Source organism: Aliivibrio sp. A6 (assembly GCF_028765505.1).
In the GTDB taxonomy this organism is placed as follows: Bacteria; Pseudomonadota; Gammaproteobacteria; order Enterobacterales; family Vibrionaceae; genus Aliivibrio; species Aliivibrio finisterrensis_A.
Map to the genome: position 1 here is coordinate 190,274 of NZ_JARACR010000002.1, position 19,879 is coordinate 210,152.

Here is a 19,879-nt window from a genome sequence, read left to right on the forward strand (position 1 = left end):
AACTATAACGGGAAATGAATAACATTCTCTGTACGACATAAGCCTATTTCTAACTCATGTTGCTGCCCATCCAGTGTCACTATTATTGAGTATAAATCATCGGGATTTTGAGCTTTATCATCCCAATATTTTGGCGCCTCAACTTGAAACAATGCAGAAATATGATCGCCTCTTACGTTTACAGGTAACGTCAACGTCATGCCATCAAACTTAACACTTGCTGAGATTAAATCTGGCTTATATGTCTTAAAATAAACATTTACCTTTAACTCACAGCCATGATGCCAAATTTGCTCAACACTAATATGCTCTAACGCCAGGTGTGGGATTGGTTGGAAGAAACACACGCCAAAAATACCAATATCATCTTTAATATCAACATCCTGAACAGCACCAAAACGGCGATGATAAGCCTGATTTATTTCACAGACTTGCTCACTAAAGTCATCATCCAGTAACCAATCATCTTCGTCTTCTTCTAAGAATAGAACTTCAAAACGATTACCGCCTAATTGAAGGTAGTCTTTAATATTTTTACGGTAACGCGTCATGTTATCAGTGCAATCAAATACAGCGACACCATTAATTCGAACTTCTGCGTAACGGGAGGCGCCACTCATTACTAATTCAATCGCAGGGTAATTTAGTAAGGTTTCATCCACCTCAAAAAATCGCATCACATGCCACTCTTGATCATTAACTTCAGAAGCAGATAATGACGCATAAGCAGAAACAATACCTTGCTGAATTGGAATATCTTTAATGGGTAATGAGGTCTCACTGAGCGGTGAAACTTGCCACAGCGCTTGCTCATTATTAAGTAAAATTCTTGAATTGACTGACATATTCATCCTTAAAAAAATGCCCTAGAAGTGGTTCACGTCTAGGGCATATATGTTCTTTTGAATTTTTGCTACGAATTAATCTTCGTCGCCATCTTCAATAACGTCGTATTCAGCGTCTTCGCCTTCATAGTAAGTACCCCAACCATCATAGATGATGTCGTGCTTTTCAGCTAGGTTTACTAATTTTTCAACTTGAGCATCAATCACATCAGCGTCTAATGCTGAATCCATTACTGCGTCACAGCATAAGATCTTCGCACCGTCTTCGTCTTCAAGCTCTTCCGCTTCTAGTACTTCAAAGCCCATTTTAAATGCTTCAACAACCGCATTTTCAAGCGCTTTAAAATCTTCAGCCATTAAATGGTGTTCAATCGCATACAGTGCATCCGGCTCACTACCATCGGCTTTTAGCGATTCAATAATTTCACGCGTTTCCGCTTTTTGCAATTCAAGAAATTGCTCAACCGATAGATATTCATCTTCTTGAGACATAGTAAGACTCCACACTGTATTAAATAATAAATGAGTAAGTAGCCATTATAGCCTGACCAACTCAAATCCCCTAATACTTCAATAATTAAAGAATAATCCCCTACTATACGGTATTATTTCTCTTACTAGCTGTAGATATTAGAAAGGAATCTTATGAATAAGCTATTTGTTGGCTCTGAAATTGGTCAATTACGCCGTGTTATTCTTCACCGTCCAGAAAGAGCGCTTGCTCACCTTACCCCAACAAACTGCCACGACTTACTGTTTGATGATGTGCTCTCTGTTGAAAAAGCGTTACTAGAGCACGACCAATTCGTAGCAACGTTAGAATCTCAAGGCGTAGAAGTATTACTGCTACAAAATTTACTTGAAGAAACGCTGCAACATCCTGAGGCCAAACAATGGCTGCTCAAACATCAAATTTCTCATTATCGCTTTGGTCCTACTTTTTCTAATCAAATTAGGGCGTTTCTGCTTGAAAAAGACAACAAGGAGCTGGCTTCAATTTTATTAGGTGGTCTTGCTTTTATTGAGCTTCCATTTAAAGCTCCCTCGATGTTACAGCAACTGAGTGACCCCTTTGATTTTGTCATTGAACCATTACCAAACCATTTATTTACTCGAGATACTTCATGCTGGATCTATGGTGGCGTTTCTATTAACCCAATGGCTAAAGACGCACGAAAAAGAGAATCGAACCATTTACGTGCAATTTATCGCTGGCACCCTTTATTTTCTCAGCAAGTATTTTCACAATATTTTGAAGATGAAAACCGAGATTACGACAATGCCACCATTGAAGGTGGGGATGTGTTAGTGATTGGCAAAGGTAACGTACTGGTTGGTATTTCTGAACGAACCACTCCCCAAGGTATTGAGAATCTAGCAAAACAATTATTCCGAACTCATCAAGCCAAGCAAGTTATCGCCATTAAACTACCTGAAGATCGTTCGTGCATGCATTTAGATACGGTTATGACTCATATGGACCATAACGTTTTTTCAGTCTACCCAAGAGTAGTTAATAAAAATATGCCTTGCTGGTCAATCACGCCTTGTGGTGAACAGCACCTTGCGATTAAAGAGATGCCTAATTTTCAAAATGTATTAATGGCAGCGTTAGATCTCGATGAGTTGAATATCATTACGACTGGCGGGGATAGCTATGAAGCCGAACGAGAGCAATGGCACGATGCCAATAACGTGCTGACCATAAAACCTGGCGTTGTCGTAGCGTATGAGCGTAATACTTATACCAATGATAAATATGACAAAGCTGGTATCAAGGTTCTTCCAATTACAGGCGATGAATTAGGCCGTGGTCGTGGTGGTGCGCGTTGCATGAGTTGCCCAATAGAAAGAGACGGCATTTAGCCTCAATATAAAATAAATCAAATATAAATTCACATTATCTGCATTTATATGTTTAAATAAATTTTATCGGATTAGCATGCATGGCAAGGAGCACACGATGGCTTTTAACTTACGTAATAGAAATTTTTTAAAACTATTAGATTTTTCCCCTAAAGAGATTGCACATTTACTTGAGCTATCTGCTGAGCTAAAAAAAGCAAAATACGCGGGGTATGAGCAACCTCGCCTGTCAGGTAAAAACATTGCACTTATTTTTGAAAAAGCCTCTACTCGCACACGCTGTGCCTTTGAAGTTGCCGCTTTTGATCAAGGAGCAAGAGTCACTTATCTTGGCCCGTCGGGCTCTCAAATTGGTCAAAAAGAATCAATGAAAGATACCGCTCGTGTACTCGGACGCATGTACGATGGCATCGAATACCGCGGCTTTGGTCAATCGATTGTTGAAGAACTGGGTGAGCATGCTGGTGTTCCTGTATGGAATGGATTAACTGATGAATTCCATCCAACTCAAATTTTAGCTGATTTTCTTACTATGCAAGAATATGCAAATGGTAAGCAATTAAACCAACTTACTTTTGCATACCTTGGTGATGCACGTAATAACATGGGAAATTCTCTTATGGTTGGTGCCGCTAAAATGGGCATGGAGATCCGCCTTGTTGCACCAAAACAATTTTGGCCAGAAGAGGAACTCGTTGCTCAGTGCCAAGACATTGCGAAGCAAACAGGGGCTAAAATTGTGCTGACCGAAGAGGTACAACAAGGCGTGAAGAATTGTGATTTCTTATACACTGACGTTTGGGTTTCTATGGGAGAAGCACCCGAAGCTTGGGATGAACGTGTCGCCTTAATGACCCCTTATCAAATCAATATGGATGTGATTAAAGCAACCAATAATCCGAACGTAAAATTCATGCACTGCCTGCCAGCCTTCCATAATGACGAGACAACAATAGGCAAAGAAATTGCAGATAAATATGGCATGAATGGGCTCGAAGTCACTGATGAAGTCTTTGAATCTGACTACTCTATTGTATTTGATGAAGCAGAAAATAGAATGCATACCATCAAGGCTGTTATGGTTGCAACACTAGGGGCTTAATCCCTCTTGTTTTAAAATGTAATCAAAAGAAAATTTGATGCAAACGCTTGCTTAGAATTTCGATACGAGTATAATCCCGCGCAATTTATTAGGAAATTGTGATGTTATTGACTTATCTTCATACAGTGGTTGACCATGTATCTGCACTAGCAAAGTGTGGTGGTCCCCTATTTTTTGAGTTTCCTAATTAACGATTTTTTAAAGCCTCCTATTTTATAGGGGGCTTTTTTTTGACTTCAATATGATAAATAAAAGGGAAGAGAGACTATGGCTAACTCGCTATACCAAAAGCACATCCTTTCTATTCCAGAACTTTCTCGTCAAGAGTTAGAACTGATTGTAGAAACTGCAGGGAACATTAAAAAAGAACCTCAACCTGATTTATTAAAAAATAAAGTGGTTGCTAGCTGTTTTTTTGAAGCGTCAACTCGTACCCGTCTTTCTTTTGAAACCGCAATTCAACGCTTAGGTGGCTCTGTTATCGGTTTTGATACTGCAGGCAATACTTCCCTTGCTCAAAAAGGTGAAACACTGGCTGATTCAGTTCAAGTGATTACCTCTTATGTTGATGCTTATGTTATGCGTCATCCAAAAGAAGGGGCTGCACGTTTAGCTTCTGAATTCTCTAACGGTACTCCAGTTATTAATGCGGGCGATGGTGCAAACCAACACCCGACGCAAACACTATTAGACTTATACACCATCTATGAAACCCAAGGCCGTTTAGATAATCTAAACATCGCTTTTGTAGGGGATTTAAAATACGGTCGTACCGTTCATTCATTAACCCAAGCATTAGCAAAATTTAATGGTATTAAGTTCTTCTTTATCGCACCTGAAGTCTTAGCAATGCCAGATTATATCTGTGAAGAGTTAGACGAACTTGGCATTGAATATCAAGTGCTAAATAGCATGGATGAAGCAATTCCTGAGTTAGATATTCTGTATATGACTCGCGTTCAAAAAGAACGCTTTGATGAATCAGAATACGCGCACATTAAATCTGCTTATATCCTATCTGCAGAAAACCTAACGCCTGCACGTAATAACTTGAAGGTATTACACCCGCTACCTCGCGTTGATGAGATTGATACTGATGTTGATAGCACGCCGTATGCTTACTATTTCCAACAAGCAGAAAATGGCGTTTATGCTCGACAAGCTTTATTAGCTCTTGTTCTTAACGAAACACTTTAGGGAGAAATGATGATGCCTAACAAAACTCAATTACGCGTTGAAGCAATTAATAACGGTACGGTAATCGATCACATCCCTGCAAACATTGGGGTAAAAGTACTTAAACTGTTTCAAATGGATAAGACAGCAGAGCGAGTGACGATTGGTTTAAACCTTCCCTCTTCTGCGTTAGGAGCGAAAGATTTACTTAAAATTGAAAATACGTTTGTCACGCCAGAGCAAGCGAGCAAATTGTCATTATATGCGCCACACGCAACAGTAAATCAAATTGAAAATTATGAGGTAGTGAAAAAAATTCCTCTTGTTCTTCCTTCACAAATTACTGGGGTATTCGAGTGCCCAAACAGTAACTGTATTACTCATGGTGAGCCGGTTGATAGCAGTTTTAAAGTTATCACTAAAAAAGATGATATCCATTTAAAATGCAAATACTGTGAAAAAGTATATTCACGCGAAGTGGTTACTGATTTAAATTAATCTCATACTTAGTTCAATATTTTTCAGCCTCAGATCTTCTGGGGCTTTTTTATTGATAAGGTTTGTTTTATATTGGATTTATTGAACCTAATACCAATCAAAAAGGAATCATTACAATGACTAAAGTTCTTCATACAGACAATGCACCTGCTGCAATTGGCCCATACATTCAAGGTGTTGATCTTGGTAATATGGTACTAACTTCAGGCCAAATCCCTGTAAACCCTGCGACAGGTGAAGTGTCTGATGATATTGCAGAGCAAGCTCGCCAATCTTTAGAGAACGTTAAGGCCGTTGTAGAGGCTTCAGGCCTAACGGTATCTGACATTGTAAAAATGACCGTTTTCGTAAAAGATCTGAATGACTTTGGCACAGTAAACGAAGTGTATGGCAACTTCTTTGATGAGCATAAAGTAGCGAACTACCCTGCACGTTCTTGTGTTGAAGTCGCTCGTCTTCCAAAAGATGTTGGTATTGAGATTGAAGCGATTGCTGTTCGTAAATAATTAACACCAGCAATGCAGTAAATCAAGTAAGGCAGCCATTGGTATCACTAATCTCTGCCTTATTTTTATGCCAATACAATTAATTCGATAAATATTGTGTCGCTTTATCAAAAACCGTTTCAAACCATACAGAAAATACAGCAGGATTATTTGTTAATTCTTGCTTAATACGGCTCTGGCTCCACCACTGAATATCACTCACTTCATCAGGATTCAGCGTAAATTCCACATCAGGTGTATTAGCCAGTAATATGTAGTCTTGCTCATGTTCACTCAATCCATTCTCCAACTCAGCTTGATAAATAAACCAACCTAGATTTTCAAACACATTAGCGTTAACACTCGTAATACCTATCTCTTCTTCCAATCGTCTCTCGCCAGCAAGCTCGACCGATTCATGTAATCTTGGATGAGAGCAACAAGTATTACTCCACTTTCCTTTACTGTGATATTTACAGTCTGCACGCTTCTGTAATAGAAATTCATACTCATCTTCTGTTTTTCGATACAGCAAAACGGAAAAAGCCAAGTGCAATAACCCTTTTTGGTGGGCTTCTAGCTTTTCCATGGTCCCAATGGTTTCACCTTGTTGATTTACAAGGATAACTTGTTCAGTCATTTTTATTCTACACACTAAATAAAAAGGGCATATAGCAAGCCATACACCCCTTAATAATTATTATAATTAAAATTTAAGCTTGGTTACGCTCGGCAACTTCTTTATTTAATTCTTCTAGCTTAACTTTCATTTGTTCACGACATTCGTTTGCAAAATCACGTACGTTATTTTTGTCGTAACCGTCAGTACTTATTGGAGGTAAAATTTCAACAATAACAGTGCCGTTATTCCAACGATTTAATTTAACGCCATCAGTGCTACTACATACAATTGGAGTTACTGGTACTTCAGCAGCAAGCGCGGCATGAAATGCGCCAGTTTTAAATGGCAATAAACCACGACCACGTGAACGAGTACCCTCTGGAAACATCCAAACAGACACATTACGTTTTTTAATATTGTCAGCAACTTGAGCAATCGTACCCACCGCTTTGCTACGATTATTACGATCAATCAAGATATTACCAGTGATCCAATATAACTGACCAAACAGTGGCATCCACGCTAAGCTCTTTTTACCAACCGTTACTGTACGAGGCTGGATAGCACCAGAAACAGTAAATAGATCCCAGTTATTCTGGTGATTGGCAATGTACAAACTTGGGCCTGCATTTTTTACACTATCAGGAACGCGTACTTCAAGTTTAATACCAAACACTCGTGACATACGAGCAAACCACAAGCCAAACGTATAAACGTGTTTTGGGTTTCGTGGGCTAAGTAAACAATAGCCACAACCAAATACAAACGTAAAGACAGCAAAGATAGCCAAAGCAATTAGGCGTAACAATGCGATCATAAGTGTTTCTCCTACATACAAACAATAAAAAACCGGGTCATTATATACCCGGTTTCCGCTTAGCTTTTTTAGCAAACTAATCTATTGATTAGATTTCGCTGCTACGAACTCTTTCGATGTTCGCACCTAATGCGGTTAACTTATCTTCGATCTTATCATAACCACGGTCGATATGATAAATACGATCAACAATTGTTTCACCTTTCGCTATACAACCAGCAATAACAAGGCTTGCAGAGGCACGTAAATCCGTTGCCATCACTTGAGCACCACTTAAACCATCAGTATCACCACAAATAGCGGTATTACCTTCGATTTCAGCATGAGCGCCCATGCGTTGCAGTTCAGGAATATGCATGAAACGGTTTTCAAAAATCGTTTCAGTAATAATGCCTGGGCCTTTTGCCATCATGTTTAGCAAAGTAAACTGTGCTTGCATGTCTGTTGGAAATGCAGGGTGTGGTGCTGTACGGATATTTACCGCTTTAAGCTCACGACCAGTCATATCCAGGCTAATCCAATCTTCACCCGTTTCAACTTTTGCACCGGCTTCTTCAAGCTTAGCAAGAACGGCTTCAAGTAGATGCGCTTTTGTGTTCTTACAAACAACTTTACCGCCAGATACCGCAGCAGCAACTAAGAAAGTCCCGGTTTCAATACGGTCAGCAACCACTTCATGATAACCACCACCAAGACGCTCTACGCCTTCGATAGTAATAGTATCTGTACCCATGCCTGATACTTTCGCACCAATCGCATTTAGGAAGTTAGCAGTATCAACGATTTCAGGTTCACGCGCTGCGTTTTCTAAAATAGTTTTACCTTCAGCCAATGTTGCTGCACACATTACAGTGATTGTTGCACCAACACTTACTTTATCCATTACGATATGAGCGCCTTTCAGACGACCATCAACTTCCGCTTTAACGTAACCTTCTTCAAGCTTAATCGTTGCACCAAGTTGCTCAAGCCCGTGAATATGAAGATCAACAGGACGAGCACCGATAGCACAACCACCAGGTAACGACACTTGGCCTTTACCAAAGCGAGCAACTAATGGGCCTAGCGCCCAAATTGATGCACGCATCGTTTTTACAAGATCATACGGTGCACAGAAATCATTAACGCCGCTAGCATCAATATGAACTGAACCATTACGAGAAACATTAGCACCTAGGCGTTGTAATAACTCCATAGTTGTATCTACATCACGTAATTTTGGAACGTTTGCAACTTCTACTGGTTCTTCAGCCAGCAGTGCTGCAAATAAAATTGGCAGTGCAGCATTTTTTGCACCAGAAATCGTAACTTCTCCAGAAAGTGGTTGTTCACTTCCTTGAATTCGAAACTTATACATTCAAAGGGCCTCTTAGAATAAGCTATTTAATTTTTTATCACGTGCCCACTCTTCCGGAGTAAACGCTTTTATTGATAGAGCGTGAATGGTATTTGTTGAGATGTGTTCCATCAAAGGTCCGTAGATGGTTTGTTGTTTTTTAACTCGGCTCATTCCATTGAACGATTCATCCACAGCAATAACTTCAAAATGGCTTCCTTCACCTTTAACGTGAATCTCTTGAAGTTGAAGTGCTGCGTCTAATAATTCTTTAATCTCGGCGCTTTCCATTACTCTACCTTTTGCGTTATTAAGTGATCAGCAAACAATGATTCCACATTACTTAATTGAATTAATGTAATGAGCTGATCAGGGACGAAAGCTAGCATTATATGACAGTTTTGATTTTTTGCATGCTCTATTAGGTGTAAAAGTAACACTACCCCTGCTGAGTCAATGCGATTAACGTGACCTAAGTCTACCTTTACTTGTGTTGATTTAGGTTTCCATTCTGTCAATTCTTTCCAAATATTCGGCACAGTCTCACGATCAAGGGCTCCATTTAGATGAATTTCATCTATTTTCGTCTCACATAAGTCCATCATTAGCATTATTTACTGCCTTCTAGGCGAATAGGTTGCTGCGCTAAAGAAGCCAATTCTTTACTTACTGAGCTAATGCCTTCTTTGCGAATTTTACCATTCCACTCTGACTGTTTGGTGGATAAAAGACTGACGCCTTCGGCAACCATATCAAATGCCTGCCACTCTCCCGTTTTCTTATTCTTACGCAGTTTAAAATCCACTTTTACCGTTGGGCGAGCAGAATCTAAAATATCAACACGAACGCTGATAATTCTTTTACCCTCAGGTATTTTTTTCGCTTTTTCTAATACAATTTGTTGGTTTGTATATAGCGTTAATACTTGAGCATAAGATGACACTAAGTAATCACGAAACGCAGTAACGAACTCAGCACGTTCTTCTGGTGAGGTTTTCTTTAAATGAGTGCCTAATAACTTATAAGCGGCATATCTCACATTGACGTATGGCATTAACTCTTCATCAACCACCGTTTTTAATACGTTAGGATCAGACTGAATCGCAGCTTGCTCTGCTTTCAAGCGTGCAAACGTCATTTCAGATACCTGAGCCATCATTTCGTATGGTTTTGTTTTATCGATATCTTGAGCCTGAACTGTACCTGTAAATAAACTTACTATAAGGGTAAATAGGCTAATCCACTGTTTCATTACTCATTCTCACTTTTCTCTGACGAATCACCACCAATGCTATACAGCACTTGGCCTATCATATCTTCTAGAACTAAAGCCGATTTAGTGTCTTCTATATAATCACCGTCTCCAAGCATATCAATGTCTTCATCAATAAAGCCAGGTACTATGCCTATGTATTGTTCACCAATTAATCCTGAGGTTAAAATTTGTGCCGCAGAGGTTTCAGGAAAAGAACCAAATTGTTTATCGATCTCCATGCTTACTATTGGTAAATAACTTTCAGTATCTAGTGTGATGCCTTCTACACGCCCAACCACAACACCACCAACTTTTATAGGCGAGCGTGACTTTAAACTGCCAATATTATCGAACTGAGCATTTAGCGTATAATACTCACCACTGCCACCACTTCGAACATCCGCAACTTTAAGTAATAACATGAGTAACGCAGCCATTCCGGCTAATACAAAAAGGCCAACAAAAAATTCTACTTTACGTGTCTGCTGCATAATTAATTCCCAAACATCAGTGCTGTCAGCACAAAATCAATTCCTAATACCGCCAGTGACGAATGCACTACCGTTCGTGTTGTTGCCAGCGAAATACCCTCAGACGTTGGCGTCGCATCATAACCATTAAATAAGGCAATCCACGTAACTATAAACGCAAACACCACACACTTAATTAAACTGTTTACGATGTCATAACGCACATCAACTGATGACTGCATTAATGACCAAAAGCTACCATAATCAATCCCTTTCCATTCAACACCGACAATTTGACCGCCCCATATTCCTACCGCCATAAAGATCATTGCAAGTAATGGCATTGAGATAATTCCAGCCCATAATCTCGGTGCAATAACACGGCGTAGAGGATCAATCGCCATCATTTCCATACTTGAGAGTTGCTCGGTGGTTTTCATTAACCCAATTTCTGCGGTTAAAGCAGAACCAGCGCGCCCTGCAAATAATAATGCCGTAACCACTGGCCCTAGCTCTCTTAATAAAGATAAAGAGACAAGCTGCCCTAAACTGGTTTCAGCACCGTAATCAACCAAGATAATGTAGCCTTGTAAGCTGATAACCATTCCGATAAATAAGCCAGAGACGACAATAATAACTAAAGAGCGAACCCCAACGGAATACAGTTGCGTTAATAGCAATGGAAACATTTTGAGGGGTTGAGGCTTTGAAATCAAAGCGCCTAATAACATGAACGTCGCACGCCCAAATGCTTCGCAAACCGATAAAGTACGCTTACCAAGTTGCTCGATAGATGAGATAAGAGAAAAGTTACTCATGAGAAAACAACACCTCATTTAATGGTTTGGCTGGGAACCGAAAAGGAACAGGGCCATCAGAACGCCCATCCAAAAACTGCCGAACTTGAGGGTCTGGATTCTCTTCTAATTCTTTTGGCGAGCCTTGAGCAATGACTTTTCCATTTGCTAATAAATAAACATGATCCGCAATACTCATGACTTCTGGTACATCATGAGAGACCACCACTGAGGTCAAACCTAACGCATCATTTAAATTACGGATCAAATCAACCAAGACCCCCATGGTTATTGGGTCTTGGCCAACAAAAGGTTCGTCATACATAATTAAATCAGGATCTAATGCAATTGCACGAGCTAATGCAGCACGACGCGCCATGCCACCCGATAACTCACTCGGCATTAAATCAGAAGCACCGCGCAACCCTACTGCTTCGAGCTTTAATAGCACTAAAGTACGGATAAGTTCTTCTGGTAATCGAGTGTGCTCTCGCAATGGAAAAGCCACGTTATCAAAGACACTCATATCAGTAAAAAGTGCCCCTGATTGAAATAGCATGCCCATTTTTTTTCGAGCTAAGTAAAGCGCCTTTCTGCCTAGTTTAGGAATATTCCACTCTTCAAAATGAATATCTCCAGACTCAGGTAAAATCTGCCCACCAATCAATCGTAATAGTGTCGTTTTACCTATCCCTGACGGCCCCATAATGGCGGTAATTTTTCCTTTTGGGACAGACAAACTAATGTCATCAAAAATCACTCGCTCACCACGTTTAAAAGTGAGGTTTTCTACTTTTATTAAGGTTGTTTCGTTATCCATATCAATATAATTCATTTAAAATCACTTTCTAACAACACCTTCATTAGTATACGTTAAGTTACCGAACCCATTTCTTTTTTTTAACATTCTTGCGAGAATCCCTAAGTAAAGGCGTCCTTTTCTCTTTCCTTTTTGTCAGATAAGCGTCAAAATTGTTCCCCTCAACTATAAAATATCTTCTACAAAAGGAAATTAACACAATGACAGAGCTGCTCATGCCAACTCTACTTCTTATTGTCGGCCTCTCTCTGCTCGTTTGGGGCGCTGATAAACTGGTATTTGGTTCTGCTGCATTAGCGAAAAACTACGGTATCTCTCCTCTTGTGATTGGTATGACTATCTTAGCTATGGGCTCATCCGCACCTGAAATGATGGTATCAGCCGCAGCGGCATTAGATGGTAAAACAGATACCGCAGTAGGTAATGTAATAGGCTCAAACATTGCGAACATTGCGTTAATTTTAGGTATTACCGCTATTATTAAGCCTCTTGCGATTAGCTCTGGTATCATTCGTCGTGAACTACCACTCATGTTGATTGTGACCTTGTTAGCAGGCGCTATCATGTATAACAACTACCTTGGTTTTTACGAAGGGGTATTATTAATTGTACTTTTTGCTGCCTTTATTATCGCGATGCTTTATATCAGTAAAAGCGAACAACAAAATGGTGATATCCTTCTCGAAGAGCAAGAGTCTGAAATTCCTGAAGGCGTAGATAATAAAATTGCCTTATTCTGGGTTGTTGTTGGGCTTATTTTGCTACCCGTTGGTGCAAATATGCTGATTGATAATGCCGTTGTTATTGCTAAATTCTTTGGCATGAGTGATCTAGTGATCGGCTTGACGATTATTGCATTAGGCACAAGTCTTCCTGAACTGGCTGCGTCTGTCGCGGGTGTATTAAAAGGTGAAGATGACATGGCAGCAGGTAATATTATTGGCTCTAACGTTTTCAATATCCTTGCGGTTATGGGGCTACCAGCACTTATCAACCCATCAGCAATTAGCCCTGATTTAATGAGTCGTGATTTTTATGTCATGATGGGCGTTTCTGTTTTATTGCTATTTATGGCACTAGGTAAGAGTCGCAGTATTAACCGAATTGAAGGCGGTGTGTTAGTGACATGCTTCTTGGTATATCAAGGCTACCTTTTTTACACAATATAAGCGTACTCTCATTTAAAAAAATATAGGTTTGTTAATTAGTAAACACACGTTATTAATTAACAAACCATACTCATTTCATTTATTCATCCTCATAACCATCCCCACTAGCTTGAACTACCTCTGGTATATGGCATAATAATTGTATACGCTACTCATCCAAATCATACATCTGTTATAACCAAAATAAAGGTGGTACCCCGATGGCAACTCAGTTTGATTTCTGCACTGCAGGAAAAAATGTACTTCAAATTGAAATAGATGCACTCACTCAACTGAACAACTACATTAATGATGATTTTGCTAAAGCATGCCAATTAATGTTGGAATGTAAGCGTAAAGTAGTTGTAATGGGCATGGGTAAATCGGGCCACATTGGTAATAAAATTGCAGCGACATTAGCAAGTACAGGCACCCCCTCTTTCTTTGTGCACCCAGGTGAAGCAAGCCATGGAGACTTGGGGATGATAGAAAAAGGCGATGTAGTAATTGCCATTTCAAATTCAGGTGAAGCGGGTGAAATTTTAGCGCTATTACCGGTTATTAAGCGCCTTGGTATTACATTAATCACCATGACAGGTAACCCTGATTCAAGCATGGCAAAAGTAGCCGATGTAAACTTACAAATTACCGTACCTCAAGAAGCGTGTCCTCTAGGGTTAGCGCCAACGTCAAGTACCACAGCAACTCTTGCTATGGGTGATGCTTTTGCTGTCGCTCTACTGCAAGCAAGAGGGTTTACTGCGGATGATTTTGCCTTATCTCACCCAGGTGGCGCACTTGGCCGTAAATTACTGCTATTATTGTCTGATATCATGCACAAAGACGATGAACTGCCAATGGTAACGAAAGACGCTCTAATTAAAACAGCACTGCTTGAAGTGTCTGAAAAAGGATTAGGGATGACAGCCATTGTTGATAACGAACAAAAAGTCATTGGTATTTTTACTGATGGTGATTTACGTCGTTTATTGGATAATCGAGTTGATATTCACACCCAAACAATTGGTGAGGTGATGACACACTCTCCAGCCGTTGCAAATCCAAACCTGCTGGCAGTTGAAGGCCTGAACTTAATGCAAGATAAGAAAATTAATGGCCTACTGTTATGCGATGAAAACCATCGTTTAGTCGGAGCACTTAATATGCACGATTTACTAAAAGCGGGAGTAATGTAATGACAACTAAATTCATTTCAACACTCTACGGTAATGTCGACGAAACCGTGTTTAATATCGCAAAAGACATTAAATTACTTATCTGCGATGTTGATGGCGTTTTTTCTGACGGCCTAGTTTATATGGGTAATGATGGTGAAGAGTTAAAGACCTTCCATACTCGCGATGGCTACGGTGTTAAATCATTAATGTCTGCGGGCGTAGAAATCGCCATCATCACAGGACGCAATTCTAAAATTGTAGAAAACCGTATGACGGCCCTTGGTATTAAACTAATTTATCAAGGACAAGATAATAAACTGCAAGCCTATCAAGATATTTTAACTAAACTCAATGTCGCGCCTGAGCATACTGGGTATATTGGTGACGATCTTATTGATTGGCCAGTCATGGAAAAGGTCGCGTTAAAAGTTTGCGTTTCTGATGGGCATCCACTACTCGTACAACGTGCAAATTATGTGACCACCATTAAGGGTGGCCATGGTGCAGTTCGCGAAGTGAGTGATCTTATCCTAGAAGCCAAAGGCGAACTTGAGCAACATAAAGGTTTAAGTATATGACCTTGAAACACTTTTTCATGGCAATATTATTGATGTTCTCCAGCTGGTCAGGGTATTACTTGTATTACGAATACGCTCAAAATAATCAGCAAATAGCGCCAGATCAACAAGTCCCTGTCTTTACAGGCAGAGACATTAGCAATAATAACTATGACGAAAGTGGTGTTCGTAATTACCAAATCGATGCAAAAGCCTTAGAGCGTTTTGCTAAAACTGGTGAAACTAATTTTACAACCCCGCACCTTTTTGTTTTTAAAGATGGAGAACTAAAAGAGTGGGAAGTAATTTCTGATATTGGTGTCCTAAATAAAAAACATGAGCTCTATTTAAGCGGTAATGTCATTGTAAAAAATTTACTGCCTGGCGCAGCATTTGACACAATGACAACCGATAGCATAACAATAGAGCTTTCCACCAAGGATTTTTCGACAGAAGATGTCGTTAACTTAGTTGGCCCAACGTTTGAAACAACAGGCGTAGGTATGAAGGGTAACTTTACTAGCCAACAAACGACCCTATTAAAGAATGTACAAGGTATCTATGAAGCTTTCACACGTTAGTCTACTTGCTGGCTTATTGTTAAGCTCTCCAAGCTGGGCATTAAGCAGCGACACAGAGCAACCAATTCACATTAATTCAAATTCACAAGACTTTGATATGCAAAGTAATCAAGTGACATTTATTGGTGATGTAACATTAAAGCAAGGCAGTATTGAAATTTTTGCTGATAAACTTATCGTTATCCGCCCTCAAGGACAAGAAGGTCGTGAGATCTTAGAAGCGTATGGAAAACCAACACGCTTTAGCCAATTAACTGACGATGGTAAAACCCTCAAAGGTAAAGCTGATAAATTGCGTTATGAATTAGAAAAAGAATTTCTAAAAATGACGGATAACGCTGAATTAACTCAAGACGACAGCATCATTAAAGGTAAAGTAATTACCTATAATATGAAGACTCAAAAATTAATTGCTGATGGTGGTAAAAATGAACGAGTTACTACCATACTTCAGCCTAGCCAATTGAATAAAAAATAATTATGGCCATTTTAGAAGCAAAAAACCTCGCAAAAACATACGGCAGCCGTAAAGTGGTTACCGATGTGAGCTTGACGGTTGAGTCAGGAAAGATTGTAGGTTTACTTGGACCAAATGGCGCAGGTAAAACGACCTCTTTCTATATGATCGTAGGTCTTGTCTCTCGTGATGAAGGCTCTATCACTATCGATGGTGTTGATATTTCATTACAGCCAATGCATAACAGATCAAAAATGGGCATAGGTTACCTACCTCAAGAAGCCTCTATTTTTAGAAAACTGTCTGTTTTTGATAATATTATGGCTGTTCTGCAAACTCGTAAAGATTTATCAAAAGCAGAGCGCTTAGATAAACTTGAAGAGTTATTAGATGAGTTTAACATTCAGCATATTCGTAACAGTAATGGTATGGCGCTTTCAGGTGGTGAACGTCGTCGAGTTGAAATTGCGCGCGCACTAGCTGCAAATCCAAAGTTCATTCTACTTGATGAACCTTTTGCTGGTGTCGATCCTATTTCTGTAATCGATATCAAAAAAATCATTCAACATTTACGAGATCGCGGTTTAGGTGTGTTAATTACAGACCATAACGTTCGTGAAACACTTGATGTATGTGAGCACGCTTACATCGTAAGCCAAGGCCACATGATTGCCAATGGGACTCCTGACCATGTATTAAATGATGAACACGTTAAACGCGTTTATCTTGGTGATCAGTTTAAGTTGTAATTTACATAAAGGTATCACTATATAATGAAAGCATCTCTTCAGTTAAAAATGGGCCAACAACTTGCTATGACGCCTCAGTTACAGCAAGCAATACGATTATTACAATTGTCGACCCTTGACCTACAGCAAGAGATTCAAGAAGCTCTCGACTCTAATCCTCTCCTTGATGTTGAAGAAGAGCAATTAAGTACGCCTGAAAGTTTATTATCTCCAGAGCCAACGCCTGAAAAAGAAACAGCAAGTGCAGAACAAGAAGATCCTATTACTGACAGTAGCGATGTTATTGAAAGCAATAATATTTCGGAAGAGCTTGAAATGGATGCGAGCTGGGATGATGTATATAGCGCTAACAGTGGCAGCACAGGGTTAGCTATTGATGATGATACGCCATTATATCAGGGTGAAACGACTGAAAGCCTGCAAGACTATTTAATGTGGCAGGCGGATTTGACCCCTTTCAGTGATATTGACCGTACTATTGCAACCACCATTATTGAATCATTAGATGACTATGGCTATTTAACCATCAGTCTTGATGACGTATTAGAAAGCCTTGGTAATGATGATGTTGAAATGGATGAGGTTGAGGTCGTATTAAAACGCATTCAACAATTTGATCCATTAGGCGTAGCTTCACGCGATCTTGCTGAATGCTTAATGTTACAACTTGCCACCTATCCAGCGGACACACCTTGGCTTCAAGAAACAAGGTTGATCTTAACCAATTACATTAATCTATTAGGTAATCGTGACTACCGACAATTAGCAAAAGAGACTAAGCTTAAAGAGACTGACTTAAAACAAGTCATGATGCTAATTCATGAACTTGATCCTAGGCCTGGAAATCGAGTTATTGACACTGACACAGAATACGTTATTCCTGACGTTTCTGTCTTTAAGCATAATGGCAAATGGGTTGTGACGATTAACCCAGACAGTGTACCTCGCTTAAAAGTAAATGCAGAATATGCCGCATTAGGTAAAGGATTAGGTAACAGTCCTGACGGACAATTTATTCGAACCAATTTGCAAGAGGCAAAGTGGTTAATTAAAAGTTTAGAGAGCAGAAACGAGACGCTGCTCAAAGTTGCGCGTTGTATAGTTGAACATCAACAAGATTTCTTCGAATATGGTGAAGAAGCGATGAAGCCAATGGTGCTCAATGACATCGCTTTAGACGTTGAAATGCACGAATCAACGATATCTCGTGTAACAACACAAAAATTCATGCATACCCCTCGTGGTATTTTTGAATTAAAATATTTCTTCTCTAGTCATGTTAGTACGGATAATGGGGGTGAGTGTTCATCTACCGCTATTCGAGCACTAGTGAAAAAGTTGGTCGCGGCTGAGAATCAAGCCAAACCGTTAAGTGACAGTAAAATCGCAACCTTATTAGCTGAACAAGGTATCCAAGTTGCACGACGCACCATAGCTAAATATCGTGAATCACTAGGTATTGCCCCATCGAATCAGCGTAAGCGTTTACTTTAATTAACAGAAAGGAAGTGTTATGCAAATAAACATCACAGGTCAAAACGTCGAACTAACCGATAGCCTTCGTGAGTATGTCGATACCAAATTCCAAAAACTCGATCGCTTTTTTGAACACATTAACAATGTCCATGTTGTACTAAAATTAGAAAAAGTACTGCATGTAGCCGAAGCAACACTTCATGTAAATCAAGGTGACATACACGCCCATTCTGACGCAGAAGATATGTATGCCGCTATTGATGGTTTGGTGGACAAGCTCGTTCGCCAGCTCAATAAACATAAAGAAAAACTAAGTAGTCATTAACATGCAATTAAGCACCATTCTTTCATTGGACTGCACTAAAAGCGCAGTCCAATGCTCAAGTAAAAAACGCGCATTAGAACTTATCAGTGAAATTGCGGCACCCAAAATTGGGCAAAACCCTCAAGACTTATTCGAAAGTTTACTCAGTCGAGAAAAAATGGGCAGTACAGGAATTGGCAATGGTATTGCCATTCCACACGGTCGAATTTTTAACTGTGATAATGCCGTTGCTGTCTTACTTCAGTGCCAAGAACCGATCGAATTTGATGCCATAGATAATCGTCCTGTCGATGTACTCTTTGCCTTACTTGTCCCTGATGAGCAATGTAAATTTCACCTACAAACACTCTCTTGTGTTGCTGAAAAACTCAATGATAAGCACGTCTTACGTCAACTTCGTCATGCCGAGAGTGATCAAGACCTATATCAAATTTTCACATCTTAATATACGCAAAGGTCACATAATGAAACTCATGGTAGTTAGTGGTAACTCTGGTGCGGGTAAATCCGTTGCACTTCGAGTATTAGAAGATTTAGGGTATTATTGTGTCGATAACCTCCCTATTGATCTTCTTACTCAGTTTGTCGAGTCCATTCAACACACCACTCAAAATGTGGCCGTAAGCATCGATATTCGAAATCTACCAAAAGATCCGCTATTACTGACCAATACCTTAACTGAACTGAAAAAAAATCATGATGTAACTGTCGTTTTCTTAGACGCTGAAAATAAAGAATTGATTAAGCGTTATAGTGAAACTCGTCGCTTGCATCCACTCTCTTTAACTGGCGAACAATGTTCACTAGAGCAAGCCGTCGCATTAGAAAAAAATATTCTATGTAACTTTAAAGAAGGTGCTGATTTAGTTCTTGATACCACGACTAAATCCATTCATGACTTAAGTGAAACTTTACGTTCCCGTATTCTAGGTCGAGAATCAAAAGAATTAGTTATGGTGTTTGAATCTTTTGGCTTTAAGCACGGCTTACCCACCGATGCGGACTATGTTTTTGATGTCCGATTTTTACCTAATCCTCATTGGGAACCAAACCTAAGACCAATGACAGGATTAGATAAACCCGTTGCCGACTTTCTAGCTGGGTATGATGAAGTCATTCAACTTAAAGAACAAATTCAGCAATTTTTAACCACTTGGTTACCCGCACTAGAAAAAAATAACCGCAGTTATTTAACCGTTGCGATTGGTTGTACTGGTGGGCAACACCGTTCTGTCTATATAACCCAGCAGCTTGGTGAGTACTTTAAACAGCAAGGGCAACAAGTGCAAATTCGTCATAAAACACTAGAGAGGCACTAA

26 protein-coding genes are annotated in these 19,879 nt (G+C 39.6%); 15 read left to right on the top strand and 11 right to left on the bottom strand.

Annotated features, from left to right (window positions below; all coding sequences use genetic code 11):
- Positions 1-2 precede the first annotated feature (2 nt).
- Positions 3-845 carry a glycosyl hydrolase 2 galactose-binding domain-containing protein gene (locus PVK70_RS02000; protein ID WP_130046908.1) on the bottom strand — a complete coding sequence of 281 codons (843 nt, stop codon included), beginning with the start codon at positions 843-845 and terminating at the stop codon, positions 3-5.
- Positions 846-920: 75 nt separating this feature from the next.
- On the bottom strand, positions 921-1,337 hold the full coding sequence (gene rraB / locus PVK70_RS02005; protein ID WP_130044378.1) for a ribonuclease E inhibitor RraB: 417 nt from the start codon (positions 1,335-1,337) through the stop codon (positions 921-923).
- A 153-nt stretch (positions 1,338-1,490) separates the two neighbouring features.
- On the opposite strand from rraB, the gene arcA reads away from it, so the two are divergent.
- The 5 genes from arcA (at position 1,491) to PVK70_RS02030 (ending at position 5,993) form a co-directional block, all read left to right on the top strand.
- A complete protein-coding gene (gene arcA / locus PVK70_RS02010) occupies positions 1,491-2,711 on the top strand; it encodes an arginine deiminase (RefSeq protein WP_130046909.1) in 1,221 nt (406 codons plus the stop codon).
- Positions 2,712-2,808: 97 nt separating this feature from the next.
- Complete coding sequence (gene argF / locus PVK70_RS02015) at positions 2,809-3,813, top strand: ornithine carbamoyltransferase (RefSeq protein WP_130046910.1); 1,005 nt, start codon at positions 2,809-2,811, stop codon at positions 3,811-3,813.
- Positions 3,814-4,080: 267 nt separating this feature from the next.
- Positions 4,081-5,010: an aspartate carbamoyltransferase gene (pyrB, locus tag PVK70_RS02020; protein WP_130046911.1), complete on the top strand. Its 930-nt coding sequence runs from the start codon at positions 4,081-4,083 to the stop codon at positions 5,008-5,010.
- Positions 5,011-5,022: 12 nt separating this feature from the next.
- On the top strand, positions 5,023-5,487 hold the full coding sequence (gene pyrI / locus PVK70_RS02025) for an aspartate carbamoyltransferase regulatory subunit (RefSeq protein ID WP_130044440.1): 465 nt from the start codon (positions 5,023-5,025) through the stop codon (positions 5,485-5,487).
- Positions 5,488-5,603: 116 nt separating this feature from the next.
- Positions 5,604-5,993: a RidA family protein gene (locus PVK70_RS02030; RefSeq protein WP_005417516.1), complete on the top strand. Its 390-nt coding sequence runs from the start codon at positions 5,604-5,606 to the stop codon at positions 5,991-5,993.
- A gap of 79 nt (positions 5,994-6,072) precedes the next feature.
- Here PVK70_RS02030 and idi read toward each other — a convergent pair whose 3' ends face one another.
- From idi to mlaF, 9 genes are all read right to left on the bottom strand, one after another.
- Positions 6,073-6,612: an isopentenyl-diphosphate Delta-isomerase gene (gene idi / locus PVK70_RS02035; RefSeq protein ID WP_130046912.1), complete on the bottom strand. Its 540-nt coding sequence runs from the start codon at positions 6,610-6,612 to the stop codon at positions 6,073-6,075.
- A 73-nt stretch (positions 6,613-6,685) separates the two neighbouring features.
- Positions 6,686-7,411 carry a 1-acylglycerol-3-phosphate O-acyltransferase gene (locus PVK70_RS02040; protein WP_130044382.1) on the bottom strand — a complete coding sequence of 242 codons (726 nt, stop codon included), beginning with the start codon at positions 7,409-7,411 and terminating at the stop codon, positions 6,686-6,688.
- Between the two features lie 88 nt (positions 7,412-7,499).
- Positions 7,500-8,768: a UDP-N-acetylglucosamine 1-carboxyvinyltransferase gene (gene murA, locus PVK70_RS02045; RefSeq protein WP_130046913.1), complete on the bottom strand. Its 1,269-nt coding sequence runs from the start codon at positions 8,766-8,768 to the stop codon at positions 7,500-7,502.
- Between the two features lie 12 nt (positions 8,769-8,780).
- Complete coding sequence (gene ibaG / locus PVK70_RS02050) at positions 8,781-9,038, bottom strand: BolA family iron metabolism protein IbaG (RefSeq protein ID WP_122036590.1); 258 nt, start codon at positions 9,036-9,038, stop codon at positions 8,781-8,783.
- Positions 9,038-9,358 (bottom strand): STAS domain-containing protein, encoded by a 321-nt coding sequence (locus PVK70_RS02055; RefSeq protein WP_130046914.1) that lies wholly within the window; start codon positions 9,356-9,358, stop codon positions 9,038-9,040. The genes ibaG and PVK70_RS02055 overlap by 1 nt, the downstream gene beginning before the upstream one ends.
- A complete protein-coding gene (gene mlaC, locus PVK70_RS02060) occupies positions 9,358-9,999 on the bottom strand; it encodes a phospholipid-binding protein MlaC (RefSeq protein ID WP_130046915.1) in 642 nt (213 codons plus the stop codon). The genes PVK70_RS02055 and mlaC overlap by 1 nt, the downstream gene beginning before the upstream one ends.
- Positions 9,999-10,493: an outer membrane lipid asymmetry maintenance protein MlaD gene (gene mlaD / locus PVK70_RS02065; RefSeq protein ID WP_130044386.1), complete on the bottom strand. Its 495-nt coding sequence runs from the start codon at positions 10,491-10,493 to the stop codon at positions 9,999-10,001. Before mlaD ends, mlaC begins: the two co-directional genes overlap by 1 nt.
- 2 nt (positions 10,494-10,495) lie before the next feature.
- Positions 10,496-11,290, bottom strand: coding sequence for a lipid asymmetry maintenance ABC transporter permease subunit MlaE (mlaE, locus tag PVK70_RS02070; RefSeq protein WP_130046916.1), 795 nt, complete (start codon positions 11,288-11,290; stop codon positions 10,496-10,498).
- The gene (gene mlaF, locus PVK70_RS02075) at positions 11,283-12,089 is read right to left on the bottom strand and encodes a phospholipid ABC transporter ATP-binding protein MlaF (RefSeq protein WP_165367120.1); all 807 of its coding nucleotides are present in this window, start codon (positions 12,087-12,089) and stop codon (positions 11,283-11,285) included. Before mlaF ends, mlaE begins: the two co-directional genes overlap by 8 nt.
- Before the next feature lie 200 nt (positions 12,090-12,289).
- Here mlaF and PVK70_RS02080 point away from each other — a divergent pair, with 200 nt between their 5' ends.
- The 10 genes from PVK70_RS02080 to rapZ all read left to right on the top strand — a co-directional run bounded on the left by PVK70_RS02080 (position 12,290) and on the right by rapZ (position 19,879).
- Positions 12,290-13,258, top strand: a complete 969-nt coding sequence (locus PVK70_RS02080; protein ID WP_130046918.1) for a calcium/sodium antiporter — start codon at positions 12,290-12,292, stop codon at positions 13,256-13,258.
- A gap of 200 nt (positions 13,259-13,458) precedes the next feature.
- Entirely contained in the window at positions 13,459-14,433 is a 975-nt protein-coding gene (gene kdsD, locus PVK70_RS02085) for an arabinose-5-phosphate isomerase KdsD (protein ID WP_130046919.1), read from the top strand.
- Positions 14,433-14,993, top strand: a complete 561-nt coding sequence (kdsC, locus tag PVK70_RS02090) for a 3-deoxy-manno-octulosonate-8-phosphatase KdsC (protein ID WP_130046920.1) — start codon at positions 14,433-14,435, stop codon at positions 14,991-14,993. The genes kdsD and kdsC overlap by 1 nt, the downstream gene beginning before the upstream one ends.
- Entirely contained in the window at positions 14,990-15,553 is a 564-nt protein-coding gene (lptC, locus tag PVK70_RS02095; protein ID WP_130046921.1) for an LPS export ABC transporter periplasmic protein LptC, read from the top strand. Before kdsC ends, lptC begins: the two co-directional genes overlap by 4 nt.
- On the top strand, positions 15,534-16,031 hold the full coding sequence (lptA, locus tag PVK70_RS02100; RefSeq protein WP_130044393.1) for a lipopolysaccharide transport periplasmic protein LptA: 498 nt from the start codon (positions 15,534-15,536) through the stop codon (positions 16,029-16,031). Before lptC ends, lptA begins: the two co-directional genes overlap by 20 nt.
- A 2-nt stretch (positions 16,032-16,033) precedes the next feature.
- The gene (gene lptB, locus PVK70_RS02105) at positions 16,034-16,759 is read left to right on the top strand and encodes an LPS export ABC transporter ATP-binding protein (RefSeq protein WP_130044394.1); all 726 of its coding nucleotides are present in this window, start codon (positions 16,034-16,036) and stop codon (positions 16,757-16,759) included.
- Positions 16,760-16,825: 66 nt separating this feature from the next.
- Complete coding sequence (locus PVK70_RS02110) at positions 16,826-18,253, top strand: RNA polymerase factor sigma-54 (protein ID WP_422836555.1); 1,428 nt, start codon at positions 16,826-16,828, stop codon at positions 18,251-18,253.
- Positions 18,254-18,272: 19 nt separating this feature from the next.
- Positions 18,273-18,560, top strand: coding sequence for a ribosome hibernation promoting factor (gene hpf / locus PVK70_RS02115; RefSeq protein ID WP_130044396.1), 288 nt, complete (start codon positions 18,273-18,275; stop codon positions 18,558-18,560).
- 1 nt (position 18,561) lies between these two features.
- Positions 18,562-19,005 carry a PTS IIA-like nitrogen regulatory protein PtsN gene (ptsN, locus tag PVK70_RS02120; protein WP_130046923.1) on the top strand — a complete coding sequence of 148 codons (444 nt, stop codon included), beginning with the start codon at positions 18,562-18,564 and terminating at the stop codon, positions 19,003-19,005.
- 19 nt (positions 19,006-19,024) lie between these two features.
- Entirely contained in the window at positions 19,025-19,879 is an 855-nt protein-coding gene (gene rapZ, locus PVK70_RS02125; protein WP_130044398.1) for an RNase adapter RapZ, read from the top strand.

Bases quoted from the DNA above. Each gene is read 5' to 3' on its own strand.
- pyrB (WP_130046911.1), top strand. From the start codon at position 4,081: ATGGCTAACTCGCTATACCAAAAGCACATCCTTTCTATTCCAGAACTT.
- PVK70_RS02110 (WP_422836555.1), top strand. From the start codon at position 16,826: ATGACGCCTCAGTTACAGCAAGCAATACGATTATTACAATTGTCGACC.
- ptsN (WP_130046923.1), top strand. From the start codon at position 18,562: ATGCAATTAAGCACCATTCTTTCATTGGACTGCACTAAAAGCGCAGTC.
- lptC (WP_130046921.1), top strand. From the start codon at position 14,990: ATGACCTTGAAACACTTTTTCATGGCAATATTATTGATGTTCTCCAGC.
- hpf (WP_130044396.1), top strand. From the start codon at position 18,273: ATGCAAATAAACATCACAGGTCAAAACGTCGAACTAACCGATAGCCTT.
- arcA (WP_130046909.1), top strand. From the start codon at position 1,491: ATGAATAAGCTATTTGTTGGCTCTGAAATTGGTCAATTACGCCGTGTT.
- argF (WP_130046910.1), top strand. From the start codon at position 2,809: ATGGCTTTTAACTTACGTAATAGAAATTTTTTAAAACTATTAGATTTT.
- mlaE (WP_130046916.1), bottom strand. From the start codon at position 11,290: ATGAGTAACTTTTCTCTTATCTCATCTATCGAGCAACTTGGTAAGCGT.
- mlaD (WP_130044386.1), bottom strand. From the start codon at position 10,493: ATGCAGCAGACACGTAAAGTAGAATTTTTTGTTGGCCTTTTTGTATTA.
- rraB (WP_130044378.1), bottom strand. From the start codon at position 1,337: ATGTCTCAAGAAGATGAATATCTATCGGTTGAGCAATTTCTTGAATTG.
- kdsC (WP_130046920.1), top strand. From the start codon at position 14,433: ATGACAACTAAATTCATTTCAACACTCTACGGTAATGTCGACGAAACC.
- ibaG (WP_122036590.1), bottom strand. From the start codon at position 9,038: ATGGAAAGCGCCGAGATTAAAGAATTATTAGACGCAGCACTTCAACTT.
- idi (WP_130046912.1), bottom strand. From the start codon at position 6,612: ATGACTGAACAAGTTATCCTTGTAAATCAACAAGGTGAAACCATTGGG.
- PVK70_RS02080 (WP_130046918.1), top strand. From the start codon at position 12,290: ATGACAGAGCTGCTCATGCCAACTCTACTTCTTATTGTCGGCCTCTCT.
- mlaC (WP_130046915.1), bottom strand. From the start codon at position 9,999: ATGAAACAGTGGATTAGCCTATTTACCCTTATAGTAAGTTTATTTACA.
- lptA (WP_130044393.1), top strand. From the start codon at position 15,534: ATGAAGCTTTCACACGTTAGTCTACTTGCTGGCTTATTGTTAAGCTCT.
- kdsD (WP_130046919.1), top strand. From the start codon at position 13,459: ATGGCAACTCAGTTTGATTTCTGCACTGCAGGAAAAAATGTACTTCAA.
- lptB (WP_130044394.1), top strand. From the start codon at position 16,034: ATGGCCATTTTAGAAGCAAAAAACCTCGCAAAAACATACGGCAGCCGT.
- PVK70_RS02040 (WP_130044382.1), bottom strand. From the start codon at position 7,411: ATGATCGCATTGTTACGCCTAATTGCTTTGGCTATCTTTGCTGTCTTT.
- pyrI (WP_130044440.1), top strand. From the start codon at position 5,023: ATGCCTAACAAAACTCAATTACGCGTTGAAGCAATTAATAACGGTACG.
- murA (WP_130046913.1), bottom strand. From the start codon at position 8,768: ATGTATAAGTTTCGAATTCAAGGAAGTGAACAACCACTTTCTGGAGAA.
- PVK70_RS02055 (WP_130046914.1), bottom strand. From the start codon at position 9,358: ATGCTAATGATGGACTTATGTGAGACGAAAATAGATGAAATTCATCTA.
- rapZ (WP_130044398.1), top strand. From the start codon at position 19,025: ATGAAACTCATGGTAGTTAGTGGTAACTCTGGTGCGGGTAAATCCGTT.
- PVK70_RS02000 (WP_130046908.1), bottom strand. From the start codon at position 845: ATGTCAGTCAATTCAAGAATTTTACTTAATAATGAGCAAGCGCTGTGG.
- mlaF (WP_165367120.1), bottom strand. From the start codon at position 12,089: ATGGATAACGAAACAACCTTAATAAAAGTAGAAAACCTCACTTTTAAA.
- PVK70_RS02030 (WP_005417516.1), top strand. From the start codon at position 5,604: ATGACTAAAGTTCTTCATACAGACAATGCACCTGCTGCAATTGGCCCA.